Here is a 24,446-nt window from a genome sequence, read left to right as displayed (position 1 = left end):
CGTGTCACGCGAAGAGTCGCCGCCAGGTCTCCGGACCCGGATAGCCGTCGGCCTCCGCACCCCGCCAGCCCTGGGCCTTCTGGAAGGCCTCGACATTGCGCCGGTCCGCCTCGGTCCACCGGGGGCCGGGGCCCGACAGGTAGTACTTGCCGTATCCCTTCTTCACCAACTGTTTCCCGAGCCTGTCGACATGGCTGTTGGACTGACCCGTCCGGAAATAGCCCCGCCCGGGGAAGGCGGGCACCGCCGTGGAGCCGCCCTGGCCGCTGTTTCCGCCGGCGGGGATGGCGCGGCCGGTGCCGCCGGTCAGCAGGCGCCAGGTGTCGGGGCCCGGGATGCCGTCGGCCTCCTTGCCCTTCCAGCCCTGGGCCTTCTGGAACGCCTCGGTCGCCTGCCGGTCGGCGCTGCCCCAGACGGGTCCCGGGCCGACCTTGTAGAAGCGCTTGCCGCCGCGTGCGACGAGCAGTTCACCGAGCTGGGTCACGTAGGCGTTGTTGGCGCCCGGACCGAATTTCCCGGCCCCCGGGAACGCCGTCGTCGAGCCGCTGCCGCCGGTCCCGGTGCTCAGCCCCTTGTAGCGGTAGGCGACGTAGCTGCCCGAGTTGGTCCAGTACGCCATGGGCGTCGTCTGCTTGCGGGTGTGCGGCGTGGTCTGCTCGTACGCCGTGTAGCGGGTGTGCGTGTAGTCCGTCCAGCCGCCGAAGACCGTGACGTGCGAGCCCTTCGAGGGGTCGGCCGGGTTGTGGAAGAGCAGGATGTCGCCGGGCTGGAGATCCTCCCGGGCGATCCGCGTCCCGTACGAGGCGAGGCTGCCGGTCCACTCGTTGCCAGGCAGGTTCCAGGCCATCGACACATAGCCGGAGCAGTCCTGCCGGTACCCGTCCGACCAGTACTTGCTCATGCCGTAGGGGACCTGCGCGGTGATCCACTTCTTGGCGCGGTTGATGATGTCGGCCCGGCTGGTCGTGCGCAGCACGGGCGTGCCCGTCTGCGAGGCCGGCGGGCCGGAGGCCCCCGCGCCCTGCAGCGGACCCGGCCCGCCCTGCGGACTCTCCGGTCCGAGGTCGGACGGATCGGCCGCGTCCGCCGGCTCGGCCTGCCCCGCCGGTCCGGCACCGGCGGCCGGAACCGGGCCGGTCCCCGGCTCCGGACCGCCCGGCGAGGCCGAGTCGCCCGGCAGGGCCGGATCGGTCACCGGGGCGGGGTCGACCGCCGCCGTCGCCGCCTCCGCCAGACCGGCGCTCAGCACCACCCCGGCGGCGGTGACCAGCACCAGCGCGCGCCGCGCGCCGTGCGCGGCCGGATGCCCTCCCTGCCGCGTCGGCAGTGCCGCCGCTGCGGTTCGCCGTCGTACGGCACACCCCGCACAGGTGCAGTCGATGGCGGGTACGTACTCCTCGAAGGCCGGCACAGTCATGCGATTCCCTCCGCAGTTGTCAAGATCTTTGGGAGCATCTGTACGGGCGTCAGTGTCTCAACTCTCCTGACATATCGCATTTTGACGGATAGAAGAGAAAAAACGACCATCCGACAGGCCGGGCCGGGCCGGAAATGGTCGGGACCACCGTTCCGGATCGGGTAGAGTTCTCCAGGTCAGCAGGCGCCGCTAGCTCAGTTGGTTAGAGCAGCTGACTCTTAATCAGCGGGTCCGGGGTTCGAGTCCCTGGCGGCGCACGCATAGTCAAGGCCCCCTCGCCACGCGCGAGGGGGCCTTGACTGTTCTCCGACCCACCCCACGGCCCGCCCCCGGCGTCTCACACAGGTGTCGCACAGCGAATTCTTTACTCACGCACAGTCTGCCCATGCCCGACGCACAGTAATCGGCTGGTCACCCGCAGACACGGGCGCCTTCGCGGGCGCCCCGCTCGCCTCGACTCACGCCCCCGCACCCTCCCGTCGCACGGGTCCCCCAAATCGTGCGTATGAGCGGTTAATATCCTGTTTCACCCTTGCGATCGCGGCCCAGGTCGGCCAACCTGTCCGAGAGTCGTCGGCACCAACCACACCGGCGGCCCGAGCAGTTGGAGCCACCAGAGGGGGATGTTCCGGTTGTGCGCAATGTGGGGTGGGGGCCTCGCACATGAGCAAATGCCGAACAGGCATCATGCAACCGGAAGGGCACCGTTCCATGTCTCTGGAAGAGTGCCCGACACTGAGCCGTCGGTCGCGTTCCAGGGGGGCACGCGGCAGGCGAAAGGACCGACCGACCACGCAGCCAGCCTGCGCGCAGGGGGATGACCCATGACGTCGACGCCGCCAGGCGACCGGCAGAACAACGACGACCCTTCCCGGACCACGCAGCTTCGGATACCCCCGCAGCTCCGGACCGGGGGCCGCCGCCGGCGTCCGCAGAAGGCGCTGCCACGCTACGACTACGAGCACTACAGCCGGCTCGCCGGGCCACTGACCCAGCCCGATCCGGCCAAGCCGTACACCGTGAAGTACCGCTCGCTCCTCTCCCAGGAGCCGCACCGCATCCGCGCGGCGCTCCTGCTCGGCGCCGCCCCGCTCGTCTCGCTCGGCCTCTTCGCCTGGCTGATGCAGCCCGAGCACTGGACCCAGCGCGACCCGAACCTCAAGAACGACACGCTGCTGGTCCTCGACGTCGTGATGCTGGTCTCGATCGGTCTGATCGAACTCTTCCGCACCATGAACGTCCTCTCCAACGCGCACGCCACGCTGGTCGCGCGCGATCCGGTGCCGGTCGTGCCGGAGACCGGCACCAGGGTCGCCTTCCTCACCTCCTTCGTCCCGGGCAAGGAGCCCCTGGAGATGGTGACGAAGACCCTGGAGGCCGCCGTCCGCATCCGCCACCGCGGACTGATGCACGTCTGGCTGCTCGACGAGGGCGACGACCCGGCCGTCAAGGAGGTCTGTCGGCGGCTCGGGGTGCACCACTTCTCCCGCAAGGGCGTGGCGCACTGGAACCAGGCCAAGGGCCCGCACCGCGCGAAGACCAAGCACGGCAACTACAACGCCTGGCTCGACGCGCACGGCGACACGTACGACTACTTCGCCTCGGTCGACACCGACCACGTCCCCATGCCCAACTACCTGGAGCGGATGCTCGGCTACTTCCGCGACCCGGACGTCGGCTTCGTCATCGGCCCGCAGGTGTACGGCAACTACGACACCTTCGTCACCAAGGCCGCCGAATCGCAGCAGTTCCTCTTCCACGCGCTGATCCAGCGCGCGGGCAACCGCTACGGCGCCCCGATGTTCGTCGGCACCAGCAACGCGGTACGAATCTCGGCCCTCAAGCAGATCGGCGGCCTGTACGACTCGATCACCGAGGACATGGCGACCGGCTTCGAGATGCACCGCGCCCGCAATCCGCACACCGGCCGCAAGTGGCGCTCGGTGTACACCCCGGACGTACTGGCCGTGGGCGAGGGCCCGACCGCGTGGACGGACTTCTTCACCCAGCAGCTGCGCTGGTCGCGCGGGACGTACGAGACGATCCTCAAGCAGTACTGGAAGGGCTTCTTCTCGCTGCCCGCGGGCAAGCTCTTCAACTACACCATGATGATCATCTTCTACCCGATGTCCGCCATGAACTGGATCCTGGCGGCCCTCAGTTGCGCGCTGTTCCTGGGCATGGGCGCCTCTGGTGTGCAGATCGACCCGACGGTCTGGATGATGCTGTACGGCAACGCCTCCGCGCTCCAGATCGGCCTGTACATCTGGAACCGCCGGCACAACGTCTCGCCGCACGAGCCCGAGGGCTCCGGCGGACTGGCCGGCATGATGATGTCCGCGCTCTCCGCGCCGGTCTACGCCCGCTCGCTGATGGACGCCGTGCTGCGCCGCAAGAGCTCCTTCGTGGTCACGCCCAAGGGCGACTCCTCCAGCCCGGACACCCTCTTCGGGACCTTCCGCATCCATCTCTTCTTCATCCTGGTCTTCGCCGGCTCGATCGTGGCGTCCTTCGTCCTCGGCCACAGCCATCCCGCGATGCTCACCTGGGCCGCCCTGGCGCTGCTGATCACCGCCGCGCCGGTCTTCGGCTGGCGGTACACCGTGCGGGCGGAGAAGAAGAAGCGGCGCGCGGGACCACCGCCACCGAGCGGCCCGCCCGCCGGCACCCAGCAGGAGCAGCCCCACTGGGCCGGGAACGAACAGACCATGCAGATCGCCCTTGGGGGACGTAAACCATGAAGTACCGTCCGAGCCGCCGTACCCGCCGCATGGCGATCAGTACGGCGGTCGTCCTCGCGCTCGCGGGAGCGAACGGGCCGTGGCTGTACCGCTTCAGCACCGAGCGCTACCACGACTACAAGATCAACCAGGCCGGCTACAAGGCCGCCAACGGCCACTGGGACTTCCTGGACATCCCGTCCGAGTTCAAGATCAACACGATTCACGCGGCGCTGCTGCACACCGGCAAGGTGCTGCTCGTCGCGGGCTCCGGCAACAACCAGAAGAACTTCGACGCGAAGAGCTTCCGCTCCGTGCTGTGGGACCCGAAGACCAACGGGTTCAAGAACATCCCCACGCCCAAGGACATGTTCTGCGCCGGTCACACCCAGCTGCCCGACGGCAAGCTGCTCATAGCCGGCGGCACGAAGCAGTACGAGAAGCTCAAGGGCGACGTCACCAAGGCCGGCGGCCTGATGATCGTCCACAACGAGGACCCGGACAAGCCGATCACGCTTCCGGCGGGCACCAGATTCACCGGCAAGACCAACGGCAGGACCTTCGTCACCAAGGACCCGGTGCTGGTGGAGAAGGCCAAGAAGGTCTTCGACAAGAACACCGGCGCGTTCCTGCGCAACGACCCCGGACTCGGCCGGATCTACGTCGAGGCGCAGAAGTCCGGTACGAAGTACGAGACGGGCACCGAGGACAACTACCGGATAGCCGGGCTGTCCGGCTCCGACACCCGCAACGTGTACGGGATCGCCCAGAAGCTCGCCCTCGACAAAAAGGACTTCCAGGGCATCCGGGAGGCCTTCGAGTTCGATCCGGTGGCGGAGAAGTACATCACCGTCGACCCGATGAACGAGGCCCGCTGGTACCCGACGCTCACCACCCTCAAGGACGGCAAGGTCCTGGCCCTCTCCGGCCTGGACGAGATCGGGCAGATCGTGCCCGGCAAGGACGAGGTCTACGATCCCAAGACCAAGAAGTGGAAGTACACCGGCATCGTCCGGAAGTTCCCCACCTATCCCGCGGTCTTCCTCCTCAACGACGGCAAGCTCTTCTACTCCGGCTCGAACGCGGGCTACGGCCCCGCCGACGTCGGCCGCGCACCCGGTGTCTGGGACCTGGCGACGAACAAGTTCACCAAGATCCCCGGGCTGAGCGACCCGGACAAGATGGAGACCTCGGCGACCGTGCGGCTGCCTCCGGCCCAGGACGAGAAGTTCATGGTGATCGGCGGCGGCGGCGTCGGGGAGTCCGACAAGTCCAGTGAGAAGTCCCGGCTGGTCGACCTCCAGGACGCGGACCCGAAGTTCAAGGACGGCGCCTCCCTGGACGAGGGCACCCGCTACCCCAGCGCCTCCCTGCTCCCCGACGACTCCCTGCTGGTCACCGGCGGCTCCAACGACTACCGGGGCCGCGGCGGCTCCAACATCCTGCAGGCCCGGCTGTACGACGCGAAGACGGACACCTACGAGCGGGTCGCGGACCCGGCGGTGGGCCGCAACTACCACTCGGGCTCGGTGCTGCTGCCCGACGGCCGGGTGATGATCTTCGGCTCCGACTCGCTCTACTCCGACAAGGCGAACACCCGGCCAGGCGTCTTCGAGCAGCGCATCGAGATCTACACCCCGCCGTACCTGTACCGCGACTCGCGGCCCGAACTGACCGCCGGACCGAAGGAGATCAGGCGCGGCGGCACGGCGGTGTTCACCACCAACCAGGCCGAGGACATCAAGTCCGCGAAGCTGATGCGGCCGAGCGCGGTCACCCATGTCACGGACACGGACCAGCGCTCCGTGGCGCTGGACCTGAAGAAGACGGACGGCGGGATCTCGGTGACCGTGCCGGAGAACCGCGCGCTGGTGCCGTCGGGCTGGTACATGCTCTTCGTCACCGACAGCAAGGGCACCCCGTCCGAGGGAACGTGGGTCGAGGTGCCGTAGGGCCTGTCATCACATGACTCCCGGCACCGGGCAGGATCTCGCCTATCCGGTGCCGCGGGCCAGGCCCAGCGCGTACTCGGGCCACCAGTCGCCGGCCTTCGGGCCGCCCCGGCAGTCGCCGTCGGACTCCCCCGGGCGCTTGATCCAGAGGTAGGCGTCGACCAGTTCGTCACCCGTGGACGTCGTCGGCGTCTCGCCGAGGGCCCGGCCCGGCGGGTTGCACCAACTCTTCGCGGGATCGCCGCCGGTGTACGGGCCGTTGCCGTTGCGGCTGGTGTCGATGACGAACGGCTTGCCGCCCACCTTCGCGGACAGCCGCTTGCCGAAGTCCTTGCTGACCTCGGTGGTCCGGAAGTTCGAGACGTTCACCGCGAACCCGTCGGCCGCGTCGATGCCCGCCTGCCGCAGGGGCTGGAAGAGCGCGTCGGGCGTGTGCCAGCCCGCGTTGCCCGCGTCCAGGTAGACCTTGGTGCCGGGCAGCTTCTTCAGCCGCTCCACCGCGCCTTTGAGCAGGTCGTAGCGCTCCTCGTGGAACTCCTGCGGGGTGCACCCGTCGACCAGGTGCAGCACCGCGTCCGGCTCCAGGATCACCGTGGCGCCCCGGTCACCGATGCCCTTGGCGACGCCCTCCAGCCAGCTCCGGTACGCGTTGCCGTCGGCGGCGCCGCCCTTGGAGAACTGTCCGCAGTCCCGGTGCGGGATGTTGTAGAGGACCAGCAGCGCCTCCCGGCCGGCCTTCTGCGCGGCCTCCGTGAAGCCCTTCGCCTCGGCCTCCGGGCTGTCCGGCCCGATCCACTCACCGACCGGCTGCCGCGCGATCCTGCGGACCAGGCCGGCGTCCCCGCTGTTGCCGTCCTCGGTGTACCGGGCGACCTGCCGGGCGGCATTCCCGTCGGGGTTGACCCAGTACGGGTCCGTGCCCTTGGGCTGCTGGCCGATGGCCGCGGGGTTCTTCCCCGCACCGGAGCCCTGCCCGCCGTCACCGTCGCCGTCACCGGAGGAGGAACATCCGGCGAGCAGCAGCGCCGCGCCGAGCACGGCCGCACCCGCTCCCCGCATACCGAACCGGCCGTTGTGGCTGCCGTACATCCACTCCCCCTCGGGTGCGACGGCGGTGCACTGTCGCATCGCCGCCCATCCTGGCACAGCGCCCGGGAGCGGCCCGGCCCCTCACCACTTCCCCGGAGAGCCGTTACGGCGGGTTCACCACGCTCTGCCCGACTCGACCGGGCGCGGAGCGTGACTGGTTATCGACGTTCCGTCATAACTCAACTGTTCGGGGCGGGTTCGGCGTCCTACAGTGTGCGTGCGGCGGGCCGGACGCCAACGACCTCCCGTGTCCGCGCCGGGCCACTCCCGCGGCCCGCGCCCCGCGGTCGAGGACCGGCCCGGCCGGCGCCCGGAGAACCCGGGCGGCCGGCCGGGCCGTGTACCGCGGGACATGCACCGCTGGCCGGGCTACGCCGGCTCCGCGCCCTTCTCGGCCTTCTCCGCCGCCTTCTCCGCCGACTCCTCGCCGGTCAGGTAGGCGGAGACGACCACGTTGGCGGTGTACGAGTGCGAGGCGCGGTCGTACGTTCCGCCGCAGGTGATCAGCCGGAGCTCGGCCCGGCCGTCCTTGCGGGGCCCGTACGCCTTCTGGGCGTTGAAGCGGGCCCGGGTGAAGACCTGCACGTCGTCGATGGTGAACTCCGCGACCGTGCCGTCGGTCCGGGTCACCTCGACCTTGGCGCCGGGGCGGGCCGCGCTGAGCCCGTAGAAGACAGCCGGTTTCGTCTCGGTGTCGACGTGGCCGACGAACAGGGCCGGGCCCTTGGCGCCGGGCTCTGTGCCGTTGCCGTACCAGCCGACCGCCTGGGGCGTGTCGAACGACGGGGGCTCGATCGCGCCGTCCGCGTCCAGGCCCCGGGAGACGACGGGGGCCCTGATGCCGATCGACGGGATCTCCACGCTCCTCGGCGTCACGCCCTTGATCGGCTCGTGCGCCGGGGGCAGCGGGACGCCGAGCGGGCGGCCGACGGCGGCGACGTCCCCGGTGGTCGGGGCGGAACCGATGCCGGAGCCGTCGGTGATGCCCCGGCCCCAGAGCCACAGGCCCAGCAGGAGTACGGCCCAGGCCACTCCGGTGAGCAGCCTGCCGTGCCCCGTCGAACGGTCTTCGGAGGACATGTCAGTCGAGGGCCGGACGGCGGCGGCGCGCGCTGCGGAAGGCGACCGCGACGGCGGCGACGGCGGCCAGGGCGAGGCCGACCACCGCGTGGACGGTGCCGGGGCCCTCCTGGTGGGCGTTCTGGTCCGCGAGCACGGCGGTGCCGCCGCCGCCCGCGCGGACGGGGGCGACCGGCATGGGCCGGTTGCGGTGGACGACGGTGACGACGCCGGACACCTTGGTGTGCTTGTCGTCCTTGCACACCACCTGGATGTCGTAGTCGCCGGCCTCGGCGCCGGAGCGGATCCGGGCCTCCGCGAAGAGCGTCCGGTCGTCGCCGGGCGAGAAGCGCGCCTCGGAGACGAAGGCATCGGAGTTCCCCTCGGCCTCCTCGCCCTTGCAGCCGCCGACCTCCAGGTCGACCTCGCCGCCCGGTGCGATGGAGGACGGGGAGACCGAGAGGGTGGCCCGGGACCGCGAATCCTGGTCGTGGTCGGAGCCGGAGTTGGCCAGTGCGACGGAAGCGGGCATCAGGGTCGCCACAGCCGCTGCGGCGGCACAGAACGTGAGGGGTATTGAACGCATCGTGAACCTCCTTATGGAAGGTTCACGCGTGCGGCGCGTTTCCGCATCCGCAGGGGGCCCGGCACTGGGCCGGTGGAGTGCGGGGAGGCGGTGCCGGAGCACCGCTCCCCCGCCCGCGGTCAGCCCAGGTCCACGAAGTCCACGAGGTCGGCGATGGACTCGACGACGGTGGACGGCCGGAACGGGTACTTGTCGATGTCCTCGACCGTGGTGAGCCCGGTGAGCACCAGGAACGTCTGCATGCCCGCCTCCAGTCCGGCCAGCACGTCGGTGTCCATCCGGTCCCCGATCATGGCGCTGGACTCGGAGTGGGCGCCGATCGCGTTGAGCCCGGTCCGCATCATCAGCGGGTTGGGCTTGCCCGCGAAGTACGGGGCCCTGCCGGTGGCCTTGGTGATGAGGGCGGCGACGGACCCGGTGGCGGGCAGCGGGCCCTCCGCGGACGGACCGGTCTCGTCCGGGTTGGTGCAGATGAAGCGGGCGCCGCCGTTGATCAGCCGGATCGCCTTGGTGAGCGCCTCGAAGGAGTACGTACGGGTCTCCCCGAGCACCACGTAGTCCGGCTCGTGGTCGGTGAGGACGTAGCCGATGTCGTGCAGCGCGGTGGTCAGCCCGGCCTCACCGATGACGTACGCCGTGCCGCCGGGCCGCTGGTCGTCCAGGAACTGGGCGGTGGCGAGCGCGGACGTCCAGATGTTCTCGACGGGCACGTCGAGGCCCATCCGGTTGAGCCGGGCGTGCAGGTCGCGCGCGGTGTAGATGGAGTTGTTGGTGAGGACCAGGAAGGGCAGCCCGGACTCCCGCAGCCGCTTGATGAAGGCGTCGGCGCCGGGGATCGGGGTCCCCTCGTGGATGAGGACTCCGTCCATGTCGGTGAGCCAGGACGAGATCGGCTTGCGCTCTGCCATGCGGGACTCCTGATGTGCCGTACGCCGGGTGCGGGACGCCGGCGGCACCGCGTTGTGCAGCGCCGGCGTACCCGATTTTAGAGGGTCCGCGTCCGGGCGTTCCGGCCGCGGCTCCGGATCAGCCGGACGTGACGCTCACACCGTCGACCGCCCAGAACCAGTTGTTGCCCCCGGTGTACCGGAACCGGACCTGGGCGGTGGAGACTCCGGCCGGGACCTCGATGGCGATCGACTCGGTCACGGAGACGGTGTCCGAGGTGTACGTCTTGACGGAGACGGGTGCGGCGCCGTCGTAGGAGACGAGGACCTCGCCCTTCTGCGGGGCCTCCTGACGGTAGTGGGTGGTGTAGGCGAGGGTCGCGGTGCGGCCGCCGGTGACCGGCCAGGCGGGGCTGATCAGGGTGGAGTCGAAGGTGCCCGTGTAGCTCTTGTCGACCCATTCGTCGCCGTCCGCGACCGCGAAGACGTTCCGGGCCCGGACGTTGGTCTCGCGCCACTGGCCGCGCTCGGCGGCGGTCCAGAACTCGTCGGTGGTGAAGGTCCAGCCGCGCCATTCGGTGACGCCGCCGGTGCCCGTCGCGCTGTTGTCGATGGTCCATCCGGCGGGCGGGGTGTGGGTGAAGCCGAGGACCGCGGCTCCGGTGCCCGTCTCGTCCACCCGGGTCTGGAGCTTCGGGCGCAGCGCGTCGAAGGCGTCGGGCGTGGGCTGCTGGAGCGGGCGCCCGTCCAGGTCCCAGGCCGGGTCGACGGCTATGCCGAGGTGGGCGAGGGCGGAGACCGCGACGTCCGGCATCTTGATGTCGTACCGGGTCGAGCCCGCGGTGATGCCACCGCCGGTCGCGATGAGGAAGGTCTGCCGCTCGGCGGCGCTGGCCCCGCCGTGGCCGCCCGCGTCGGTGTGCCCGTGGTCGGCGGTGATCATGATGAGCCAGTCCTCCGAGCCGTAGGCGGCCCGGCCCTTCACCGCCGCGACCAGCTGGCCGACCTGGGTGTCGACGCCGTGGATCGCGTCCAGGTACTGGCTGCTGGCGGCGCCGTAGCTGTGGCCCGCGTGGTCGACGTTGTCGAGGTGGACGAAGACCGCGTCCCGGTTGCCATTGGCCAGTTCCGCGGCGGCCCGGCTGGTGGTGCCGGTGTCGTACTCGGCGTCCGGGGTGGAGACCCGGGTGTCGACCTTCGCGGAGAAGATCGTGTCGGTGACCGGGTTCCAGGAGGCCACGGCGTACGTCGAGAGCGCGGGCTTCGCCGTCTCGATCCGGGTGAGGAAGTCCGGGTACTCGGCGAAGGCGTTGCCGCTGAACTCGTTGTTCTTGACGTGGTGCTTGTCGGGCCAGACGCCCGTGATGATCGTGGACCAGCCGGGGCCGGACAGGGTCGGGGCCATCGGGTCCGCGTAGAGCGGGCTGACGGAGGTGAGTCCGGCGGCCACCAGCGCGTCGAGGTGGGGCGCGTCGGCGTCCTTGATTCTGTTCAGCAGGGCGCCGTCCAGGCCGATGACCAGGACCTTGGGGGTACGGGCGGCGGCCGCACCGGCGACGCCCGCGGCGGCGAGCGGTGCGGCGGCGGCGAGGGCGGCCGCGCTCATGAGGAGTGTGCGGCGGGACATACCTGAGGTCACGAGATCCTCCGTCGGAGTGGTGGGGGCACACGGAAGACCCGTTCAACTCCCCGCTTTTCGAAGAGGAGTTGAACTTTGACCTAGACCCGTTATCCTGTCGCGATGATCCGCCGGAGGTCCGGACCCCTGCGGTGAATGGTCCGGCAACGGTCAGCTGCCGGTGGCCGACTTCCAGGCGTCCACGTCGGAGTCGAGGTTGGCCGCGATGTCCGCCCAGTCCGGCTCGAAGACCTCGACCCCGGTCATCAGCTTCTTCAGCGCGACCGCGTTGGGGTCGCCCGCCTCGATGTCCTCGCGGGCCGCGAAGCCGCCGCCGACCGCGCTGACGTCCTGCTGGGCCTGCTCGGCGAGCATGAAGTCGAGCAGCTTCTTGCCGTTGGCGCTGTGCGGGGCCTTGGCGACGAGGCCCGCCGCGTACGGCAGGGCGAAGGTGGTGGGCTTGGCACCGGCCTTCGCGGACCAGATGCCGAGGTTCGGCATGTCCTTGGACTGGGCGTAGTTCATCTGGACGTCACCGTTGGCGGCGAGGAGTTCGCCCTTGTCGACCTTGGGCGCGAGCTTGCCGGTGGAGGCGGTCGAGCAGCTCCTCCCAGGTGGCGGGCGGGGTCTTCAGCTCCTTCGTGTTGTGGATGAAGCCGGAGTAGTTGTTGACGACCGAGGTCCACTTGGCGTCGGACGCCTTGTCGGCGCTCGCCACGTGCTCGGAGCCGGCCGGTTCGTACGCCTGGAGGAGGCCCTTGGAGTCGGCCTGCTGGATGAACGGCGGGAGGGTGATCAGCACGTCGGCCTGGGTGTTGGTCTTCTCGGGGACGGCGCGCTGCACCATCTCGCCGGAGCCGCCCTCCACGTACTTGACCTTGATGCCGGTCTTCTTCTCGAAGTCCTTGAAGACCTTGTCGTACCAGCCGTCGCCGTTCTCGCCCTTGAGGCCGTCGGCGCTGTAGACGGTGACGGCCTTCGCGTCGGAGGCGGCGGATGAGCCGCCGCAGGCGGACAGCGAGGCGGCGAGGGCGAGCGCGCCGGTGACAGCGGCTATGGGCCTGAGGTGGTTCTTGCGCATGGGATCCGTATCTCCTGGAAAACGTGTCGGAGCGGGGGAGGTCAGCGGTACGAGGCCCTGGTGCGGATGCGGGAGACCGCGAACAGCACGAGCAGCGTCGTCGCCATCACGCGGGCCGGGCGCCGAGGCTGGCAGCGGCCTGTTCGTACATCGGGTCGAGACGTACTGTCGCGGCCGAAACCGACGAATGGGCGAACGCCGTGACAAGAACGGTGTGCGCGAGGATCACGATCCAGCGCGTCCCGTTGAGCAGCACCGGCGGCTGACTGAGCGCGACGAGCACGGCGAGCCCGACGACGACCGACGGCACGGCCACGGGCAGCATGAACAGCGCGTCGAGGAACCGTTTCCCGCGCCGCCCCAGCGAGGCCGCGGCGAGCGCCGCCCAGGAGCCGACGAGCAGCGCGAGGAGGCTGGCGGTGACGGCCGTGACCAGGCTCGTGGTGAGCGCCTGGAGGGAGTCCCCCGCGGTCGCCGCGTCGTAGTGCTTCAGCGTCGGCCCCGAGGGGAGCGCGCCGGACCAGTTCGTGGCGAACGAGGCGGCGAGGACGAACAGCAGCAGGAACACGGCCCAGGTGGCCCACTTCCCGGTACGGCTATGCACCAGCACGGCGGCTCACCACCCGGTACAAGCTGTAGAGGCCGACGGAGATCACGATGTTGACGACGGCCACGACGCAGGCGGCCGGGTAGTCGGACTCCAGGATCGCCTTGCTGTAGACGAGCATCGGCAGGGTGGTGACGCCCTTCGCGCCGGTGAACAGCACGATGCCGAACTCGTTGAGGCACATCACCAGGACGAGGCTGCCGCCCGCCGCGAGCGCCGGGAGCGCCTCGGGGAGGATCACCTGCCGCACGATCCGGGCGGGCCCGGCGCCCAGCGAGGACGCCACCTCCAGTTGCGCGGTGTCGAGCTGGGAGAAGGCGGCGAGCAGCGGGCGCATCACGAACGGGGTGAAGTAGGTGATCTCGGCCAGGAGTACGCCCCACGGTGTGGTGAGGAAGTGGAAGGGCCCCTCTGCCGCACCGGTGGCCCCGGTCCAGAGGCCGTTGGCCATGCCGGAGTTGCCGTAGACGAACAGCAGGGCGAGCGTGATCAGGAAGGACGGGAAGGAGAGGAAGACGTCGACGAACCGGGCGACGGCCTTGCCGCCGGGGAACGGTACGAAGGCGATGACCATGGCGAGGACGAAGCCGAGGACGAGACACCCGACGGTCGCACCGGCCGCGAGCCACACGGTGGTGGTGAGCGCCGAGCGGAAGGAGGCGGAGGCGAAGACCTCGGTGTACGGGGCGAAGGAGGTACCCCCCTCGTCGGGGCTGAAGGACTGCCGGACGACGAGGAGAAGCGGACAGAGGAACACGACGGCGAGCACGGCGACGGGGGGTACGGCCCAGGCGTTCCAGCCTCTCCGCGCCTTTGTGCGCATCTGTTCCGCTGGGGCGGGTGGGGCCTCCCCTGATCGAGCGGAGCCGAGATCTTGGGGATGGGTGGGCACAACCCCCGGTGCGGGGCGCCGCGACGTGGTCGGTGCGCCGGCGCTACCCATGAGCGTCCCCCGCCCCCGCAGGCAGCAGCACCGCGTCCTGCGCCGCGAAGTGCAGCGTCACCGCGTTGCCCAGCGCAGGCGTCTCCCGCAGCTCCCGGACATCCGCCTTGATCCGGTGCCCGCCGACATCGACGTACAGCCGGTGGGTGGAGCCGCGCCACTGGACCTCGGAGATCGTGCCGGTCAGCGCGTTGGGCCCGGCGCCGAGCCCGACCAGGTGCGGCCGGACGCAGAGTGTGGCGGTGACGCCCTCGGCCACCTCGCCGGTGGGTACGGCGAGTGCGTGCCCGGCGAAGTCCACGGTGTCGCCGGTCTTCGCGACGGGCAGTTCCCGGTGCAGCCGGGCCAGTTCGGTGAGCATCCCGGAGCGCAGCTGGGCGTCGAGCGCGGAGAGCGGTTCGTCGAGCAGCAGGACGCCGGGGCGGATGGCGCGGGCGATGGCGACGCGCTGCTGCTGGCCGCCGGAGAGTTCGCGCGGGTAGCGGCGGGCGTACCCGGCCATGCCGACGAGTTCGAGCGCCTCCGCGCCCCGGTCCGGGACCTCGGACCTGTCGGCCTTCTGGGCCTTCAGGCCGAAGGCGACGTTGTCCTGGACCCGCAGGTGCGGGAAGAGGGCGTAGCTCTGGACGACCATGCCGATGCCGCGCTTGTGCGGCGGCAGGGCGGTGACGTCGCGGTCACCGATGTACACCCGCCCGGAGGCCGGCCGGACGAATCCGGCGACGGCGCGCAGGGCGGTCGTCCTGCCGGATCCGGAGGGCCCGAGCAGGGCCATGACCTCGCCAGGTTCGACGGTGAGGTCGAGGCCGTCCAGGACGGTGTTCCCGCCGTACGCGACGCTGACCCGGTCGAACCTGATGCCGCTGCGGACGGCCGTGGCCCCGCCCGTCATGCCTCGGCCCGCGCGATCAGGTCCGGCAGTTCGGCCACGGAGCCCAGCACCTGGGTGGCGGCGCTGCGGATGAGCCGGTCCTTGTCGTGGGCGCCGGTGAGGACACTCGCGACGATCCCGGCCCCGGAGCGCACGCCGCTGAGCATGTCGTACGAGGTGTCCCCCGCGACGACGGTGCGGCGGACGTCGTCCACCGCCCCGGTGCGCAGGAGCGCGGCGAGGACCATGTCCGGGTAGGGGCGGCCCCGGCCGCCCGCGTCGGCGGGGCAGAGGGTCAGCTCGACGAGGTCCTGCCAGCCGAGCGCGGTGAGGATCGCGTCCTGGGTGGTGCGGGCGAATCCGGTGGACAGGATCGAGCGGTGCGGCCCTCGGTCCGGAGCCGCTCGATGGCCTCGGGGGCGCCGGGGACGGGGGCGATGAGGCCGCCGTCGACCAGCTCCCCGTACGCCTTCTCGAAGGCGGCGTTGGCCTGCTGGGCGAGGGCCTCCTCACCGAAGAGGTGCCGGAAAACGGTGATCTTGGACTCACCCATGGTGGCGCGGACGTAGTCGAGCTTCTCGGCGTGGTCGTCCGAGCCGGGCCGTACGCCGAGGTGTCCGGCGGCGGCGGAGAAGGCCCGCTCGACGAGGCCGCCGTCGGCGACGGTGGTGCCCGCCATGTCGAGGACGATCAGATTCAGTGCGGTGTCGGTGGTCAGCTTCTTCACCAGCCCAGTTCGTTGGCGGTCGTTTCTGCGATGGCGGGTGAGCAGGTCATGCCGCGTCCGCCCGGTCCGGTGACGAGCCAGACGCCGTCCCGCACCTGCTGGCGGTGGACGACGCGGCCGGTGTCGGTGCACTGGGCGTAGACCCCGGCCCAGCGGTGGCGGATGCGCGGCAGCGGGCGGCCCAGGAAGGACTCGACGACCGCGGTGAGGTGCTCGTACGGCTCCTCGACGGTGTCGAAGGCGAAGGGGTGCTCGTACTCGTGGGTGTCACCGATGGTCAGTCCGCCGTCGCGGCGCTGCACCATCAGGAGCTGCATCCGGTGCTCCGCGGCGGTGGCGGCCTGGGGCTGTCCGGCGTTGAGGGCGTCGAGCGCCTCGCCCCGGTAGGCGGGGTAGTAGCGGAAGCTGTCGGCGTCCGCGACGGACGTGGTGAGCTTCTCCCCGAGCGCGTCGGTCTGCATCATCTGGAGGCGGACCCGGCGCACCGGCAGATCGGGGCCGGCCAGTTCACGGACGAGCCCGCCGAGCCAGGCGCCGGTGGCCAGGACGACGGCGCCGCCCGTGTGCACGTCGCCGTGGTCGTCGCGGACGGACGCGTGCCGACCACCTCGCGCATCTCGCGGCCCCCGAGGTAGCTGTACCGGCCGGAGGCCAGCAGCTCCCGCTTCAGGGCGAGCTGGGCGATGCGCGGTTCCACGGCCGCGTCCCGCTCGCACCACAGGGCGGCGCGGAAGCCGCCGCGCAGGGCCGGGTTGACCGCGCGGGCCTCCGCGGCGGTGAGCAGCTTGTAGCCGCGGGCCGCCGCGTCGGGGCGGGCGACGGCCGCCTCCGCCACGGCGGTCCCCCGTTCGGTACGCAGCGGGGTGAGCGAGCCGCAGGCGCGGAAGCCCAGGTCCGGCACCCGCTCCCCGATGGACTCCCACAGCTCACGGGCGCGGAGCGCGGTCTCCAGCTCCTCGCCGCCGGCCCGGCCGCTGACCCATATCTGTCCGAAATTGCGGAGTGACGCCCCGCGTGCCTCGCTCTCGCGCTCGATCTGTACGACCTCGTGGCCGCGGTTGACTGCGTGCCAGGCGTGCATGGTTCCCACCACGCCGGCTCCTACGACGATGACTCTCACGACGGCAACGCTCCTCGGGACGGGTGACCCGTACGGATCGGTACGGCAACGGGAGGGTGAACCGAGCCCCAAACTTGGCCTGGACCCGTTACGTTCCCGTTATCGGAGTGAGTCGATCTGCCGTCCGCTCGCGCCGCGTTACGGGTCAGCCGCGTCCGCTCAGGTGGGCGGTGAAGGAGAACCGGTCGCCCCGGAACAGGGTCCGTACCCGCTCCAGCGGCCGCCCGCCCGCGTCCCGCGAGACCCGGTGGATCAGCAGCATGGGCAGCGCGAGCGGCGTACCGATGAGCAGCGCCTCGCGCGGGGTGGCGAGTACGGTCTCGATCCGCTCGTCCGCGTCACCGAAGGAGATCCCGAGCCGGTCGTGGAGATAGGCGTAGAACGACGAGTCGGGGTCGAACTTCTCGGCCAGGTCCGGCACCCGGGCAACGCTGACGTACGTGCTCTCCAGCCCGACCCGGTCGTCGTCGGCGAGCAGCACCCGCTCCAGGTGCCAGACCGGCTCCCCGCGCTCCGCCCCGATCTCGGCGGCGAGCGCCTCGGGGCAGGGGAAGCGTTCCAGTCCGATGAGATGGCGCCCCGGGGTGCGGCCCTGCCGGCGTACGCCCTCCGTGTAGCCGGCGAGGGAGAGCGGCTGCTCCAGCTTGGGGCCGGCGACCACCGTGCCTCGGCCCTGCCGGGCGAGGCGCCCCTCCAGGAGCAGTTCACGCAGCGCCTGGCGCACGGTCTCGCGCGACACCGCGTAGCGCAGGGCGAGATCGCGCTCCGGCGGGAGCATGCCGCCCTCACCCAACTCCTCGATGAGGGCGGAGACATGGGCCTTCACGGCGTAGTACTTGGGAATACGGCCGTGCTCCGGGATGCCGGAGCGGATCGGTGCGCCAGGTGTCTGGTCGTGCGGGTAGTCCACGGCCCCGATGGTGGCAGACGGACATGAACACCGGTGGACGCTCCGGCACTCGGCGGCCGGAAGTCAGCGGTGGGACGTCAGGGGCGGGACGCCAGCGGTGGGACGTCAGGGGCGGGCGCGGCGCGTCCGGCGCGACCAGGCCACCATCGCTCCGCCGCCGATCAGGAATCCGGAGACGGTGAGGGCCGGCCGGGGCAGCGTCACGGGGATACCGGTCCTGGCCAGCTCCGGCACTCCTGCCGGGTCCCGGCCGGGTGCGACGGGGCGCGGGGTGCCGGTGGCGGCGCCGCTGGGGCGCGGGCTGGGCCGGGCGCCGTCGGGGAGGCGGCCGGGCTCCTCGGCCGTACCGTCGCTCTCCCGGCCGGTGCCCCCGGTCTCGTGGCCCTTGCCGACTTCGCCGGTACCGTCGTTGTCCCGGCCGGTCCCGTCGCGGTCCACGCCCGCCCCGCCGCCGTCCTCGACCACGGTGAACACGTAGTCCTCCGACTCGCCGACCCACTCCCCGTCGCTGCCCTGCGGTGCGGTACCGCTGTCGCCCGCGCCGTTGTCGCTCCTGCCGCCCGCCGGGTGCTTGCGCTGGACGATCGCGGCGTTGGCGGTGATATGGCCGGGGCTGGTGTCGGAGGTGAACGCGAGCCGGACCTGGACGGTGACGGTGCGGCCGGCGGGCACGGTGAAGCCCTCGAAGGCGTCGTCGCCGGGGCCGCCGAAGACGCCGATGTGCTCGTCCCGGTCGGTCGTCTCCCAGGTGACGCGGTGTTCCACGTCCGGATGGGCGCGCTCGGAGAACTTCAGCTGGATCTGGTCCGCAGTCAGCCCGCGGTCCTCGTCGGTGAGGACCAGGACCGGGTGGATGGAGCGGCAGGCCCGGGACGTGGTGTTGGTCAGGTCCAGGAACCAGGTGCCGTAGCCACCGCCGGACGCGTAGGTGTCCGGGCCGCCGTGGATCCGGGTGTCGATCGGGAAGTCGGCCGCCTCCGGATCCCCGCAGGCGGGCTGCTGCTCGGCAGCGGCACCTGTGACCGCGGTGACAGCGGTGACTGCGGTGACCGCGGCCGGTGCGCCGGCTACGGGAGCGGCCGGAACCGACGCCGGGGCCGGCCCAGAGGCCGAGGCCGAGGCCGCCAGAGCCGGGGGCAGCGGTGTGGCAGGGGTCGCCGCCGGATTGCGCTGCGGCGCCGCGGACGCGTTCGCCGCCCCGCCGAGCACGACGGCGGGGACGACACTGGCCGCGGCCAGCCCGAGCACCAGCCCGTGCCGGGGCCGCCCGGTGGGCGCGGACGGGGGCGGCGGCGCGGGGTGCTCCGGGGGTGTGGCGGGCGGGGGCGGTGTGGGGGACATGAGGGCGGCCTTCGCTGCTCGCGGAAACGGTCGGCTCGCCCCGGACCCGGAGTCCACCGGTATGGACCCGCGACGCTGCCACGCCGCCCGGGGCGCCCGCGCGCAGACATGCCGGGCGGCCGCCAGGCCGGTGGCGCGGAACCCCTCGATCAGCCGAGCCGCGCCGGCTCCGCCCCCGTTCGGGGCCCCTCACCGTCCCGTTCGGGTCCCCGCCCCCTTCGGGTCCTCTCACCCGTCCCGCTCCACGTGGCTGCCGCCGACGCGGCCGAACAGCGGGGCCAGAACCAGTTGCGCCGCCCCCTCGGCCACCGGCCGGTCGCCCCCGCCCGCGGTGACGTCCGGTACCGGCGCCCCGCCCACGCCGCCTCCGCGCCGGGCCCGCTCGTCGAGCACCGCGCGCACGCCTCGTACGTACGCCTCGGGCCCTGCCGCGACGGTGCGGCCGCCCAGCACCACCCGGTCGATGTCGAGCAGCGCGACCAGGTTCGCGGCGCCGGTGCCGAGCACCCGCGCGGCCTCGGCCACATCGCCGCGGGCGACCGCCGCCAGGCAGAGCGCCTCGATGCAGCCGCGCCCGCCGCAGCCGCACCTCGGACCGTCCAGCTGGACGGTCTGATGGCCGAACTCACCGGCTCCGGTACGGGCACCCCGGTGCAGCGCCCCGCCGAGGACCAGCCCCGCGCCGAGCCCGGTCCCGAGGTGGAGGTAGGCGAAGTCGGCCGGGCCAGGCGCCTGGAGGGCGAGCCCGAGGGCGGCGGCGTTGGTGTCCTTGTCGATGACGACGGGCAGCCCGGTCCGTGCGGTGAGCGCGTCTCCGAGCCGGTAGCCGTCCCACTGCGGGAATCCGGTGACGCGGTGCAGCACCCCGTCCCGGTGGTCGAGCGGCCCCGGCACCGCCGCGCCCACGCCGAGCACCGGCCGGGCGCCGTCCCTGCGCACCTCCGCCACCGCCCCGGCGGCCGCCGCGACCACCTCGTCGGCCGGGGCGCCGAAGTCCAGCGGAGCCGTACGGCTCGTGACCACGGTGCCCGCGAGGTCGACGAGCACCACGGTCAGCCCGTCGCGGTCCAGGTGCAGCCCCACCGCGTGACCGGCGTCCGGCACCAGCCGCAGCACGGTCCGGGGCTTGCCGCCCGTGGAGGCGCGGTGGCCCGCCTCCGTGGCCAGCCCCTCGGCCCGCAGCCGTGCGGTGATCTTGCTGACGGCCTGCGGGGTGAGCCCCGTCCGCTCGGCCAGTTCGAGCCGGCTGATCCCGCGCTCGCCCGCGACTCGCAGCAGGTCCAGCACGAGCGCCGCGTTGTGGCCGCGCAGCGTCGGCAGGTTGGCGCCGCTATTACTCCTGTTCACGGACCCATTGTCGCTGCCGCTTGCACTTTGGCAACAGCGTGGCCAAAGTGGAACGCATGACTGCCCACGCGACTCACGAGACCTCCGGCACGTCCGGGACCCACCTGCGCGTCGGACTCGTCGGCTACGGCCTGGCGGGTTCCGTCTTCCACGCCCCGCTGATCGCCGCGACCGACGGCCTCGTCCTGGACACGGTCGTCACGTCCAACGAGGAACGGCGGGAGCAGGCCCGCGCCGAATTCCCCGGTGTACGGTTCGCCGCCTCGCCGGACGAGCTGTGGCAGCGGGCCGACGAGCTCGACCTGATCGTGATCGCGTCACCGAACAAGACGCACGTCCCGATCGCCGCCGCCGCGATCAGGGCCGGTCTGCCGGTGGTCGTGGACAAGCCGATCGCCGGTTCGGCCGCGCAGGCGCGGGAGCTGGCGGCCCTGGCCGAGGAGCACGGGGTGCTGCTCTCGGTCTTCCAGAACCGCCGCTGGGACAACGACTTCCTCACCCTGCGCTCGCTGCTCGCGGACGGTGCGCTGGGCGAGGTGCAGCGCTTCGAGTCCCGCTTCGAGCGGTGGCGGCCGCAGCCGAAGGGCGGCTGGCGCGAGTCGGGCGACCCGCAGGAGATCGGCGGGCTGCTGTTCGACCTGGGCAGCCACGTCGTCGACCAGGCGCTGGTCCTGTTCGGCCCGGCGGTGCGGGTGTACGCGGAGTCGGACGTGCGCCGCCCGGGTGCGGCGGCCGACGACGACACGTTCGTGGCGATCACCCATGCGAACGGGGTCCGCTCGCACCTGTACGTCAGCGCGACGACGGCGCAGCTCGGCCCGCGTTTTCGGGTGCTCGGTTCCACCGCCGGCTATGTGAAGTACGGCCTCGACCCCCAGGAGGCGGCCCTGCGCGAGGGGGCCCGCCCGTCGGCGGACGAGCCGTGGGGCGAGGAGGCCGAGGAGCTGTGGGGCCGGCTCGGCTCCGGCGAGTCCCCGCTCACGGGCGGCGGCGACCCGGTCCGTACGCTGCCGGGCGACTATCCCGCGTACTACGCGGCGGTCACCGACGCGCTGCGCGGAAAGGGCGAGAATCCGGTGACCGCGCTCCAGGCCACCGCGGCGCTGGACGTCCTGGAGGCCGCCCGCCGCTCGGCCCGCGAGGGCGTCACGGTCACCCTGCCCACGACTCCCGCCACCGCCACCACCCCCGGCACAGAGGAGCAGCCCGCATGAACCCCACAGCTCCGACCATCTCCGAGCTGATCGCGCAGGAGCGCAGGCTGACGCTCCCGCATTTCGGCTACGACGACGCGTACGCGCTCGGCGGCCTGCTCGTCGCCCTGGCCCGGGAACGCCACGCACCGGTCGCGATCGGCATCCGGCGCGGCGCGCAGCAGCTGTTCCACGCCGCGCTGCCGGGTTCGAGCGCGGACAACGACGCCTGGATCGACCGCAAGCGCAGGGTCGTCGAGCGCTACGGAGAGAGCTCCTACCTGGTCGGAACCCGGTTCCGGGCCAAGGGGACGACGTTCGACGAGGCCTCGCGGCTGAACCCGGGCACGTACGCCGCGCACGGCGGCTCGTTCCCGATCTCGGTCGAGGGCGCGGGCGTCATCGGCTCGGTCGCGGTCTCCGGCCTGCCCCAGGCGGAGGACCACGCGCTGGTGGTCGAGGCCCTGGAACAGTTCGTGACAACGATCAGCGGCTGACCGCCCGGAGGGGTGGGGGCTGGCCGCCGGCAGCCTCCACCCCTCCGATCTTTAGACGAGCCAGTCGGGGCCCATCAAAACCATCCGGCACAACCAAGCTCATCCGGCACAATCAAGCCGAGCCCGGCAGAACCAAGCCCGTCCGGCGCTTGAGGACAGAGCGGCCCCCGGACGCACCCGGCCCCAGAGCCCGCCCCGCCTCGCGGCCTACGCCCCCTTCAGCTCCTGCCGCTGCCGCCCCAGCCCTGCGATCTCCAGCTCCACGACATCCCCCGCCCGAAGATACGGCTTGGGCTCCGGCTGCCCCATGGCCACCCCGGCCGGCGTACCGGTGTTGATCACGTCGCCCGGATACAGCGTCATGAAGTGGCTCAGGTAGCGCACCACCTCACCGACCGGGAAGATCTGCTCGGCCGTCGTGCCGTCCTGCTTCAGCTCACCGTTGACCCAGAGCTTCAGCGGCAGCGCCTGCGGGTCGGCCACCTCGTCGGCCGTCACCAGCCACGGGCCCAGCGGGTTGAACGTCTCGCAGTTCTTGCCCTTGTCCCAGGTGCCGCCGCGCTCGATCTGGTACTCGCGCTCGGAGACGTCGTGCGCGACCGCGTACCCGGCGACGTGGGCGAGGCCCTCCTCGGCGGAGTCCAGGTACCGGGCGGTGCGGCCGATGACGACCGCGAGCTCGACCTCCCAGTCGGTCTTCACGCTGCCGCGCGGCACCAGCACCGTGTCCTCGGGACCGACGACGGTGTCCGGCGCCTTGAAGAACAGGATCGGCTCCGCCGGTATCTGTGCGCCGGTCTCCGTGGCGTGGTCGTGGTAGTTCAGCCCGATGCACACGATCTTGCCGATCCGGGCGAGCGGCGGACCCACCCGCAGCCCCTCGGCATCGAGCACCGGCAGCTCGCCGGGCGCGGCCGCGGCCGCCCGGACCCGGGCCAGCGCGTCCTCGTCGGCGAGCAGCGCGCTGTCGATGTCGGTGACGACTCCCGACAGGTCACGCAGGGTGCCGTCCTCATCCAGCAGTGCCGGTCGTTCCGCGCCTGCCGTACCTACACGAAGCAGCTTCAACGGTCTGTCTCCCCTTGGTCGAGATCGGGCCCGTCGGATGGGTTGCGGCCATCGCAGGCTTGTCCGATCCTCCAAGACATCCGATCACTCCGCAAGACCCTGTTCACACACTGGACCGGCGCACTCGACCGGCGCACTCGTGTCCGCGACTACGCCGCGGTGGCCATGGCGGCACCGGCGGCAGGCATGTCGCGGTACAGATAGGCCCGCTCGATCGCGGTCCAGGTGGTGCTGGTGACGACGTGCAGCGCGGCGGCCAACGGCACGAAGGCGACGGTGAAGAGGGTGAAGAAGGACATCAGCGGCATCACCTTCGTCATGGCGCCCATGCCCGGTACCGGCTGTCCGTCGGGCCCGGTGGCCGGGGTGGTGGGGTTGGCCGCCATCTGCCGCTTCGTCCGGCCGTAGTTGAACGTGGCGACGGCGGCGACGATCACGAACAGTCCCAGGTACACGAGTCCGTGGGCGCCGAACACCCCGCCGTTCGCGAGCGCGTCGTGCCAGCGCTCGCCCAGCGGGGCGCCGAAGAGCTGGTGGCCGAGGAGCTGGTTGGCGTCGCCGCCGATCTTCTGGCTGGAGAAGAGGTGGTAGAGCAGGAAGAAGGCAGGCATCTGGAGCAGGCTGGGCAGGCAGCCGGAGAGCGGCGAGACCTTCTCCTCCTTGTGCAGCTCCATGATCGCCTTCTGCATCCGCTCGGGGTTCTTCTTGTGCTTCTTGCGGAGTTCGGCGATCTGCGGCTGGAGCCGGCGCTGGGCTCGCTGCCCGCGCGCCGCGGCCCGCGACAGGGGGTGCACGGCGAGCCGTACGAGCGCGGTGAACAGCACGATCGCGGCGGCGGTGGACGCGGTCTGGAAGAAGGGGTGCAGCAGATCGGCGAAGGCGCCGACCAGGCTGGCGAACGCGGACATGAAGGCGGACATGGATGAGCCCTCCGGGGGTCTCGTCGTGCCGGGAAGTGGATCAGCTGTGAATCAGCTTCGGCATGACGATCCGCGCGGGGCGCCCGCGCGCACGGCGTACGCACCTGGACGAAGGAGGGAGGAGAGCGGGAGCCCTACGCGGCCGTCAGGAGGACACGGCCGGGGGCTCGGGGGCGCCGGCGCCCCTTGGCGTCGGGGTCTCGTTGCGGGAGGAACGCGGTGCGTTTCTCCCGGTCGCGCATGGCGGTACGGACCCGGGTGCGGGGCACCGGGGCGGCGCAGCGGGCGCTGATGACCGAGCAGGCGACGAGTGCGGTACCGGCGGCCGCGGTGGCGGCGAGCGCGACGGCGGCGGAGAGGCTGCCGCCCTCCGCGAGCAGGACCTCGGTGAGGAAGAAGAGCAGCAGCCCGGCGGGGCGGAGCAGCCGGGCGAGGCCACCGCGCAAGCGGTTCATGGCGCGTGCGTCCATCGCCCCTCCCCCTCTCGCGCTCC

At 71.6% G+C, this 24,446-nt stretch carries 18 protein-coding genes, 1 tRNA gene and 4 pseudogenes; 5 read left to right on the top strand and 18 right to left on the bottom strand.

Features of this window, described 5'->3' with window-relative positions; genetic code table 11:
* Positions 1 to 4: 4 nt before the first annotated feature.
* Entirely contained in the window at positions 5 to 1,417 is a 1,413-nt protein-coding gene (locus RLT59_RS25350) for a peptidoglycan-binding protein (RefSeq protein ID WP_311305527.1), read from the bottom strand.
* Positions 1,418 to 1,600: 183 nt separating this feature from the next.
* Between RLT59_RS25350 and RLT59_RS25345 the strand changes: the two genes are divergently transcribed.
* The 3 genes from RLT59_RS25345 to RLT59_RS25335 all read left to right on the top strand — a co-directional run bounded on the left by RLT59_RS25345 (position 1,601) and on the right by RLT59_RS25335 (position 6,089).
* Positions 1,601 to 1,674, top strand: a tRNA-Lys gene (locus RLT59_RS25345).
* Positions 1,675 to 2,241: 567 nt separating this feature from the next.
* On the top strand, positions 2,242 to 4,158 hold the full coding sequence (locus RLT59_RS25340) for a glycosyltransferase family 2 protein (protein ID WP_311305526.1): 1,917 nt from the start codon (positions 2,242 to 2,244) through the stop codon (positions 4,156 to 4,158).
* Complete coding sequence (locus tag RLT59_RS25335) at positions 4,155 to 6,089, top strand: radical copper oxidase GlxA (protein ID WP_311305525.1); 1,935 nt, start codon at positions 4,155 to 4,157, stop codon at positions 6,087 to 6,089. Before RLT59_RS25340 ends, RLT59_RS25335 begins: the two co-directional genes overlap by 4 nt.
* A gap of 42 nt (positions 6,090 to 6,131) precedes the next feature.
* Here RLT59_RS25335 and RLT59_RS25330 read toward each other — a convergent pair whose 3' ends face one another.
* The 14 genes and pseudogenes from RLT59_RS25330 to RLT59_RS25265 form a co-directional block, all read right to left on the bottom strand.
* On the bottom strand, positions 6,132 to 7,178 hold the full coding sequence (locus RLT59_RS25330; RefSeq protein WP_311307850.1) for a glycoside hydrolase family 6 protein: 1,047 nt from the start codon (positions 7,176 to 7,178) through the stop codon (positions 6,132 to 6,134).
* A 369-nt stretch (positions 7,179 to 7,547) separates the two neighbouring features.
* A complete protein-coding gene (locus tag RLT59_RS25325) occupies positions 7,548 to 8,258 on the bottom strand; it encodes a class F sortase (RefSeq protein WP_311305524.1) in 711 nt (236 codons plus the stop codon).
* 1 nt (position 8,259) lies between these two features.
* Positions 8,260 to 8,823 carry a hypothetical protein gene (locus tag RLT59_RS25320; protein ID WP_311305523.1) on the bottom strand — a complete coding sequence of 188 codons (564 nt, stop codon included), beginning with the start codon at positions 8,821 to 8,823 and terminating at the stop codon, positions 8,260 to 8,262.
* Positions 8,824 to 8,942: 119 nt separating this feature from the next.
* A complete protein-coding gene (locus RLT59_RS25315; protein WP_311305522.1) occupies positions 8,943 to 9,731 on the bottom strand; it encodes an HAD-IIA family hydrolase in 789 nt (262 codons plus the stop codon).
* A gap of 118 nt (positions 9,732 to 9,849) precedes the next feature.
* Positions 9,850 to 11,337, bottom strand: a complete 1,488-nt coding sequence (locus tag RLT59_RS25310) for an alkaline phosphatase family protein (protein ID WP_399126963.1) — start codon at positions 11,335 to 11,337, stop codon at positions 9,850 to 9,852.
* 162 nt (positions 11,338 to 11,499) lie between these two features.
* A pseudogene (locus tag RLT59_RS25305) lies at positions 11,500 to 12,409 on the bottom strand (extracellular solute-binding protein).
* Positions 12,410 to 12,518: 109 nt separating this feature from the next.
* Positions 12,519 to 13,019, bottom strand: a pseudogene (locus tag RLT59_RS25300) (ABC transporter permease); the annotation flags it as partial.
* Positions 13,006 to 13,839, bottom strand: coding sequence for a 2-aminoethylphosphonate ABC transporter permease subunit (locus RLT59_RS25295; RefSeq protein WP_311305521.1), 834 nt, complete (start codon positions 13,837 to 13,839; stop codon positions 13,006 to 13,008). The pseudogene RLT59_RS25300 and the gene RLT59_RS25295, both read right to left, overlap by 14 nt.
* Before the next feature lie 112 nt (positions 13,840 to 13,951).
* Positions 13,952 to 14,851 carry an ABC transporter ATP-binding protein gene (locus RLT59_RS25290; protein WP_311305520.1) on the bottom strand — a complete coding sequence of 300 codons (900 nt, stop codon included), beginning with the start codon at positions 14,849 to 14,851 and terminating at the stop codon, positions 13,952 to 13,954.
* Positions 14,848 to 15,509: pseudogene (locus RLT59_RS25285) on the bottom strand (HAD family hydrolase). The gene RLT59_RS25290 and the pseudogene RLT59_RS25285 overlap by 4 nt, the downstream one beginning before the upstream one ends.
* Before the next feature lie 44 nt (positions 15,510 to 15,553).
* Positions 15,554 to 16,677, bottom strand: a pseudogene (locus tag RLT59_RS25280) (TIGR03364 family FAD-dependent oxidoreductase).
* A gap of 145 nt (positions 16,678 to 16,822) precedes the next feature.
* Positions 16,823 to 17,587 carry a GntR family transcriptional regulator gene (locus RLT59_RS25275; RefSeq protein WP_311305519.1) on the bottom strand — a complete coding sequence of 255 codons (765 nt, stop codon included), beginning with the start codon at positions 17,585 to 17,587 and terminating at the stop codon, positions 16,823 to 16,825.
* Positions 17,588 to 17,692: 105 nt separating this feature from the next.
* Positions 17,693 to 18,928 (bottom strand): hypothetical protein, encoded by a 1,236-nt coding sequence (locus RLT59_RS25270; protein WP_311305518.1) that lies wholly within the window; start codon positions 18,926 to 18,928, stop codon positions 17,693 to 17,695.
* Positions 18,929 to 19,156: 228 nt separating this feature from the next.
* Positions 19,157 to 20,275, bottom strand: a complete 1,119-nt coding sequence (locus RLT59_RS25265) for an ROK family protein (RefSeq protein WP_311305517.1) — start codon at positions 20,273 to 20,275, stop codon at positions 19,157 to 19,159.
* A 56-nt stretch (positions 20,276 to 20,331) separates the two neighbouring features.
* Between RLT59_RS25265 and RLT59_RS25260 the strand changes: the two genes are divergently transcribed.
* Both RLT59_RS25260 and RLT59_RS25255 read left to right on the top strand, forming a co-directional pair.
* Entirely contained in the window at positions 20,332 to 21,489 is a 1,158-nt protein-coding gene (locus RLT59_RS25260) for a Gfo/Idh/MocA family oxidoreductase (protein WP_311305516.1), read from the top strand.
* Positions 21,486 to 21,965, top strand: a complete 480-nt coding sequence (locus RLT59_RS25255) for a heme-degrading domain-containing protein (RefSeq protein ID WP_311305515.1) — start codon at positions 21,486 to 21,488, stop codon at positions 21,963 to 21,965. Before RLT59_RS25260 ends, RLT59_RS25255 begins: the two co-directional genes overlap by 4 nt.
* Before the next feature lie 207 nt (positions 21,966 to 22,172).
* Here the strand turns inward: RLT59_RS25255 and RLT59_RS25250 are convergent, their stop codons facing one another.
* The 3 genes from RLT59_RS25250 to RLT59_RS25240 all read right to left on the bottom strand — a co-directional run bounded on the left by RLT59_RS25250 (position 22,173) and on the right by RLT59_RS25240 (position 24,423).
* The gene (locus RLT59_RS25250) at positions 22,173 to 23,033 is read right to left on the bottom strand and encodes a fumarylacetoacetate hydrolase family protein (protein WP_073738275.1); all 861 of its coding nucleotides are present in this window, start codon (positions 23,031 to 23,033) and stop codon (positions 22,173 to 22,175) included.
* A 149-nt stretch (positions 23,034 to 23,182) separates the two neighbouring features.
* The gene (locus RLT59_RS25245) at positions 23,183 to 23,953 is read right to left on the bottom strand and encodes a YidC/Oxa1 family membrane protein insertase (protein ID WP_311305514.1); all 771 of its coding nucleotides are present in this window, start codon (positions 23,951 to 23,953) and stop codon (positions 23,183 to 23,185) included.
* A gap of 134 nt (positions 23,954 to 24,087) precedes the next feature.
* Positions 24,088 to 24,423 (bottom strand): DUF6412 domain-containing protein, encoded by a 336-nt coding sequence (locus RLT59_RS25240; RefSeq protein WP_311305513.1) that lies wholly within the window; start codon positions 24,421 to 24,423, stop codon positions 24,088 to 24,090.
* Between the last annotated feature and the right edge of the window lie 23 nt (positions 24,424 to 24,446).

This window comes from Streptomyces sp. ITFR-6, from assembly GCF_031844725.1.
Taxonomy (GTDB): Bacteria; Actinomycetota; Actinomycetes; order Streptomycetales; family Streptomycetaceae; genus Streptomyces.
Note: the sequence above shows the minus strand (reverse complement) of the source record. Positions and strands in the feature narration are given on the sequence as shown.

Coding starts and splice junctions, on each gene's coding strand:
- RLT59_RS25295 (WP_311305521.1), bottom strand. CDS start 13,839: ATGCGCACAAAGGCGCGGAGAGGCTGGAACGCCTGGGCCGTACCCCCC.
- RLT59_RS25330 (WP_311307850.1), bottom strand. CDS start 7,178: ATGTACGGCAGCCACAACGGCCGGTTCGGTATGCGGGGAGCGGGTGCG.
- RLT59_RS25320 (WP_311305523.1), bottom strand. CDS start 8,823: ATGCGTTCAATACCCCTCACGTTCTGTGCCGCCGCAGCGGCTGTGGCG.
- RLT59_RS25245 (WP_311305514.1), bottom strand. CDS start 23,953: ATGTCCGCCTTCATGTCCGCGTTCGCCAGCCTGGTCGGCGCCTTCGCC.
- RLT59_RS25325 (WP_311305524.1), bottom strand. CDS start 8,258: ATGTCCTCCGAAGACCGTTCGACGGGGCACGGCAGGCTGCTCACCGGA.
- RLT59_RS25350 (WP_311305527.1), bottom strand. CDS start 1,417: ATGACTGTGCCGGCCTTCGAGGAGTACGTACCCGCCATCGACTGCACC.
- RLT59_RS25255 (WP_311305515.1), top strand. CDS start 21,486: ATGAACCCCACAGCTCCGACCATCTCCGAGCTGATCGCGCAGGAGCGC.
- RLT59_RS25340 (WP_311305526.1), top strand. CDS start 2,242: ATGACGTCGACGCCGCCAGGCGACCGGCAGAACAACGACGACCCTTCC.
- RLT59_RS25315 (WP_311305522.1), bottom strand. CDS start 9,731: ATGGCAGAGCGCAAGCCGATCTCGTCCTGGCTCACCGACATGGACGGA.
- RLT59_RS25240 (WP_311305513.1), bottom strand. CDS start 24,423: ATGGACGCACGCGCCATGAACCGCTTGCGCGGTGGCCTCGCCCGGCTG.
- RLT59_RS25310 (WP_399126963.1), bottom strand. CDS start 11,337: ATGTCCCGCCGCACACTCCTCATGAGCGCGGCCGCCCTCGCCGCCGCC.
- RLT59_RS25260 (WP_311305516.1), top strand. CDS start 20,332: ATGACTGCCCACGCGACTCACGAGACCTCCGGCACGTCCGGGACCCAC.
- RLT59_RS25290 (WP_311305520.1), bottom strand. CDS start 14,851: ATGACGGGCGGGGCCACGGCCGTCCGCAGCGGCATCAGGTTCGACCGG.
- RLT59_RS25270 (WP_311305518.1), bottom strand. CDS start 18,928: ATGTCCCCCACACCGCCCCCGCCCGCCACACCCCCGGAGCACCCCGCG.
- RLT59_RS25335 (WP_311305525.1), top strand. CDS start 4,155: ATGAAGTACCGTCCGAGCCGCCGTACCCGCCGCATGGCGATCAGTACG.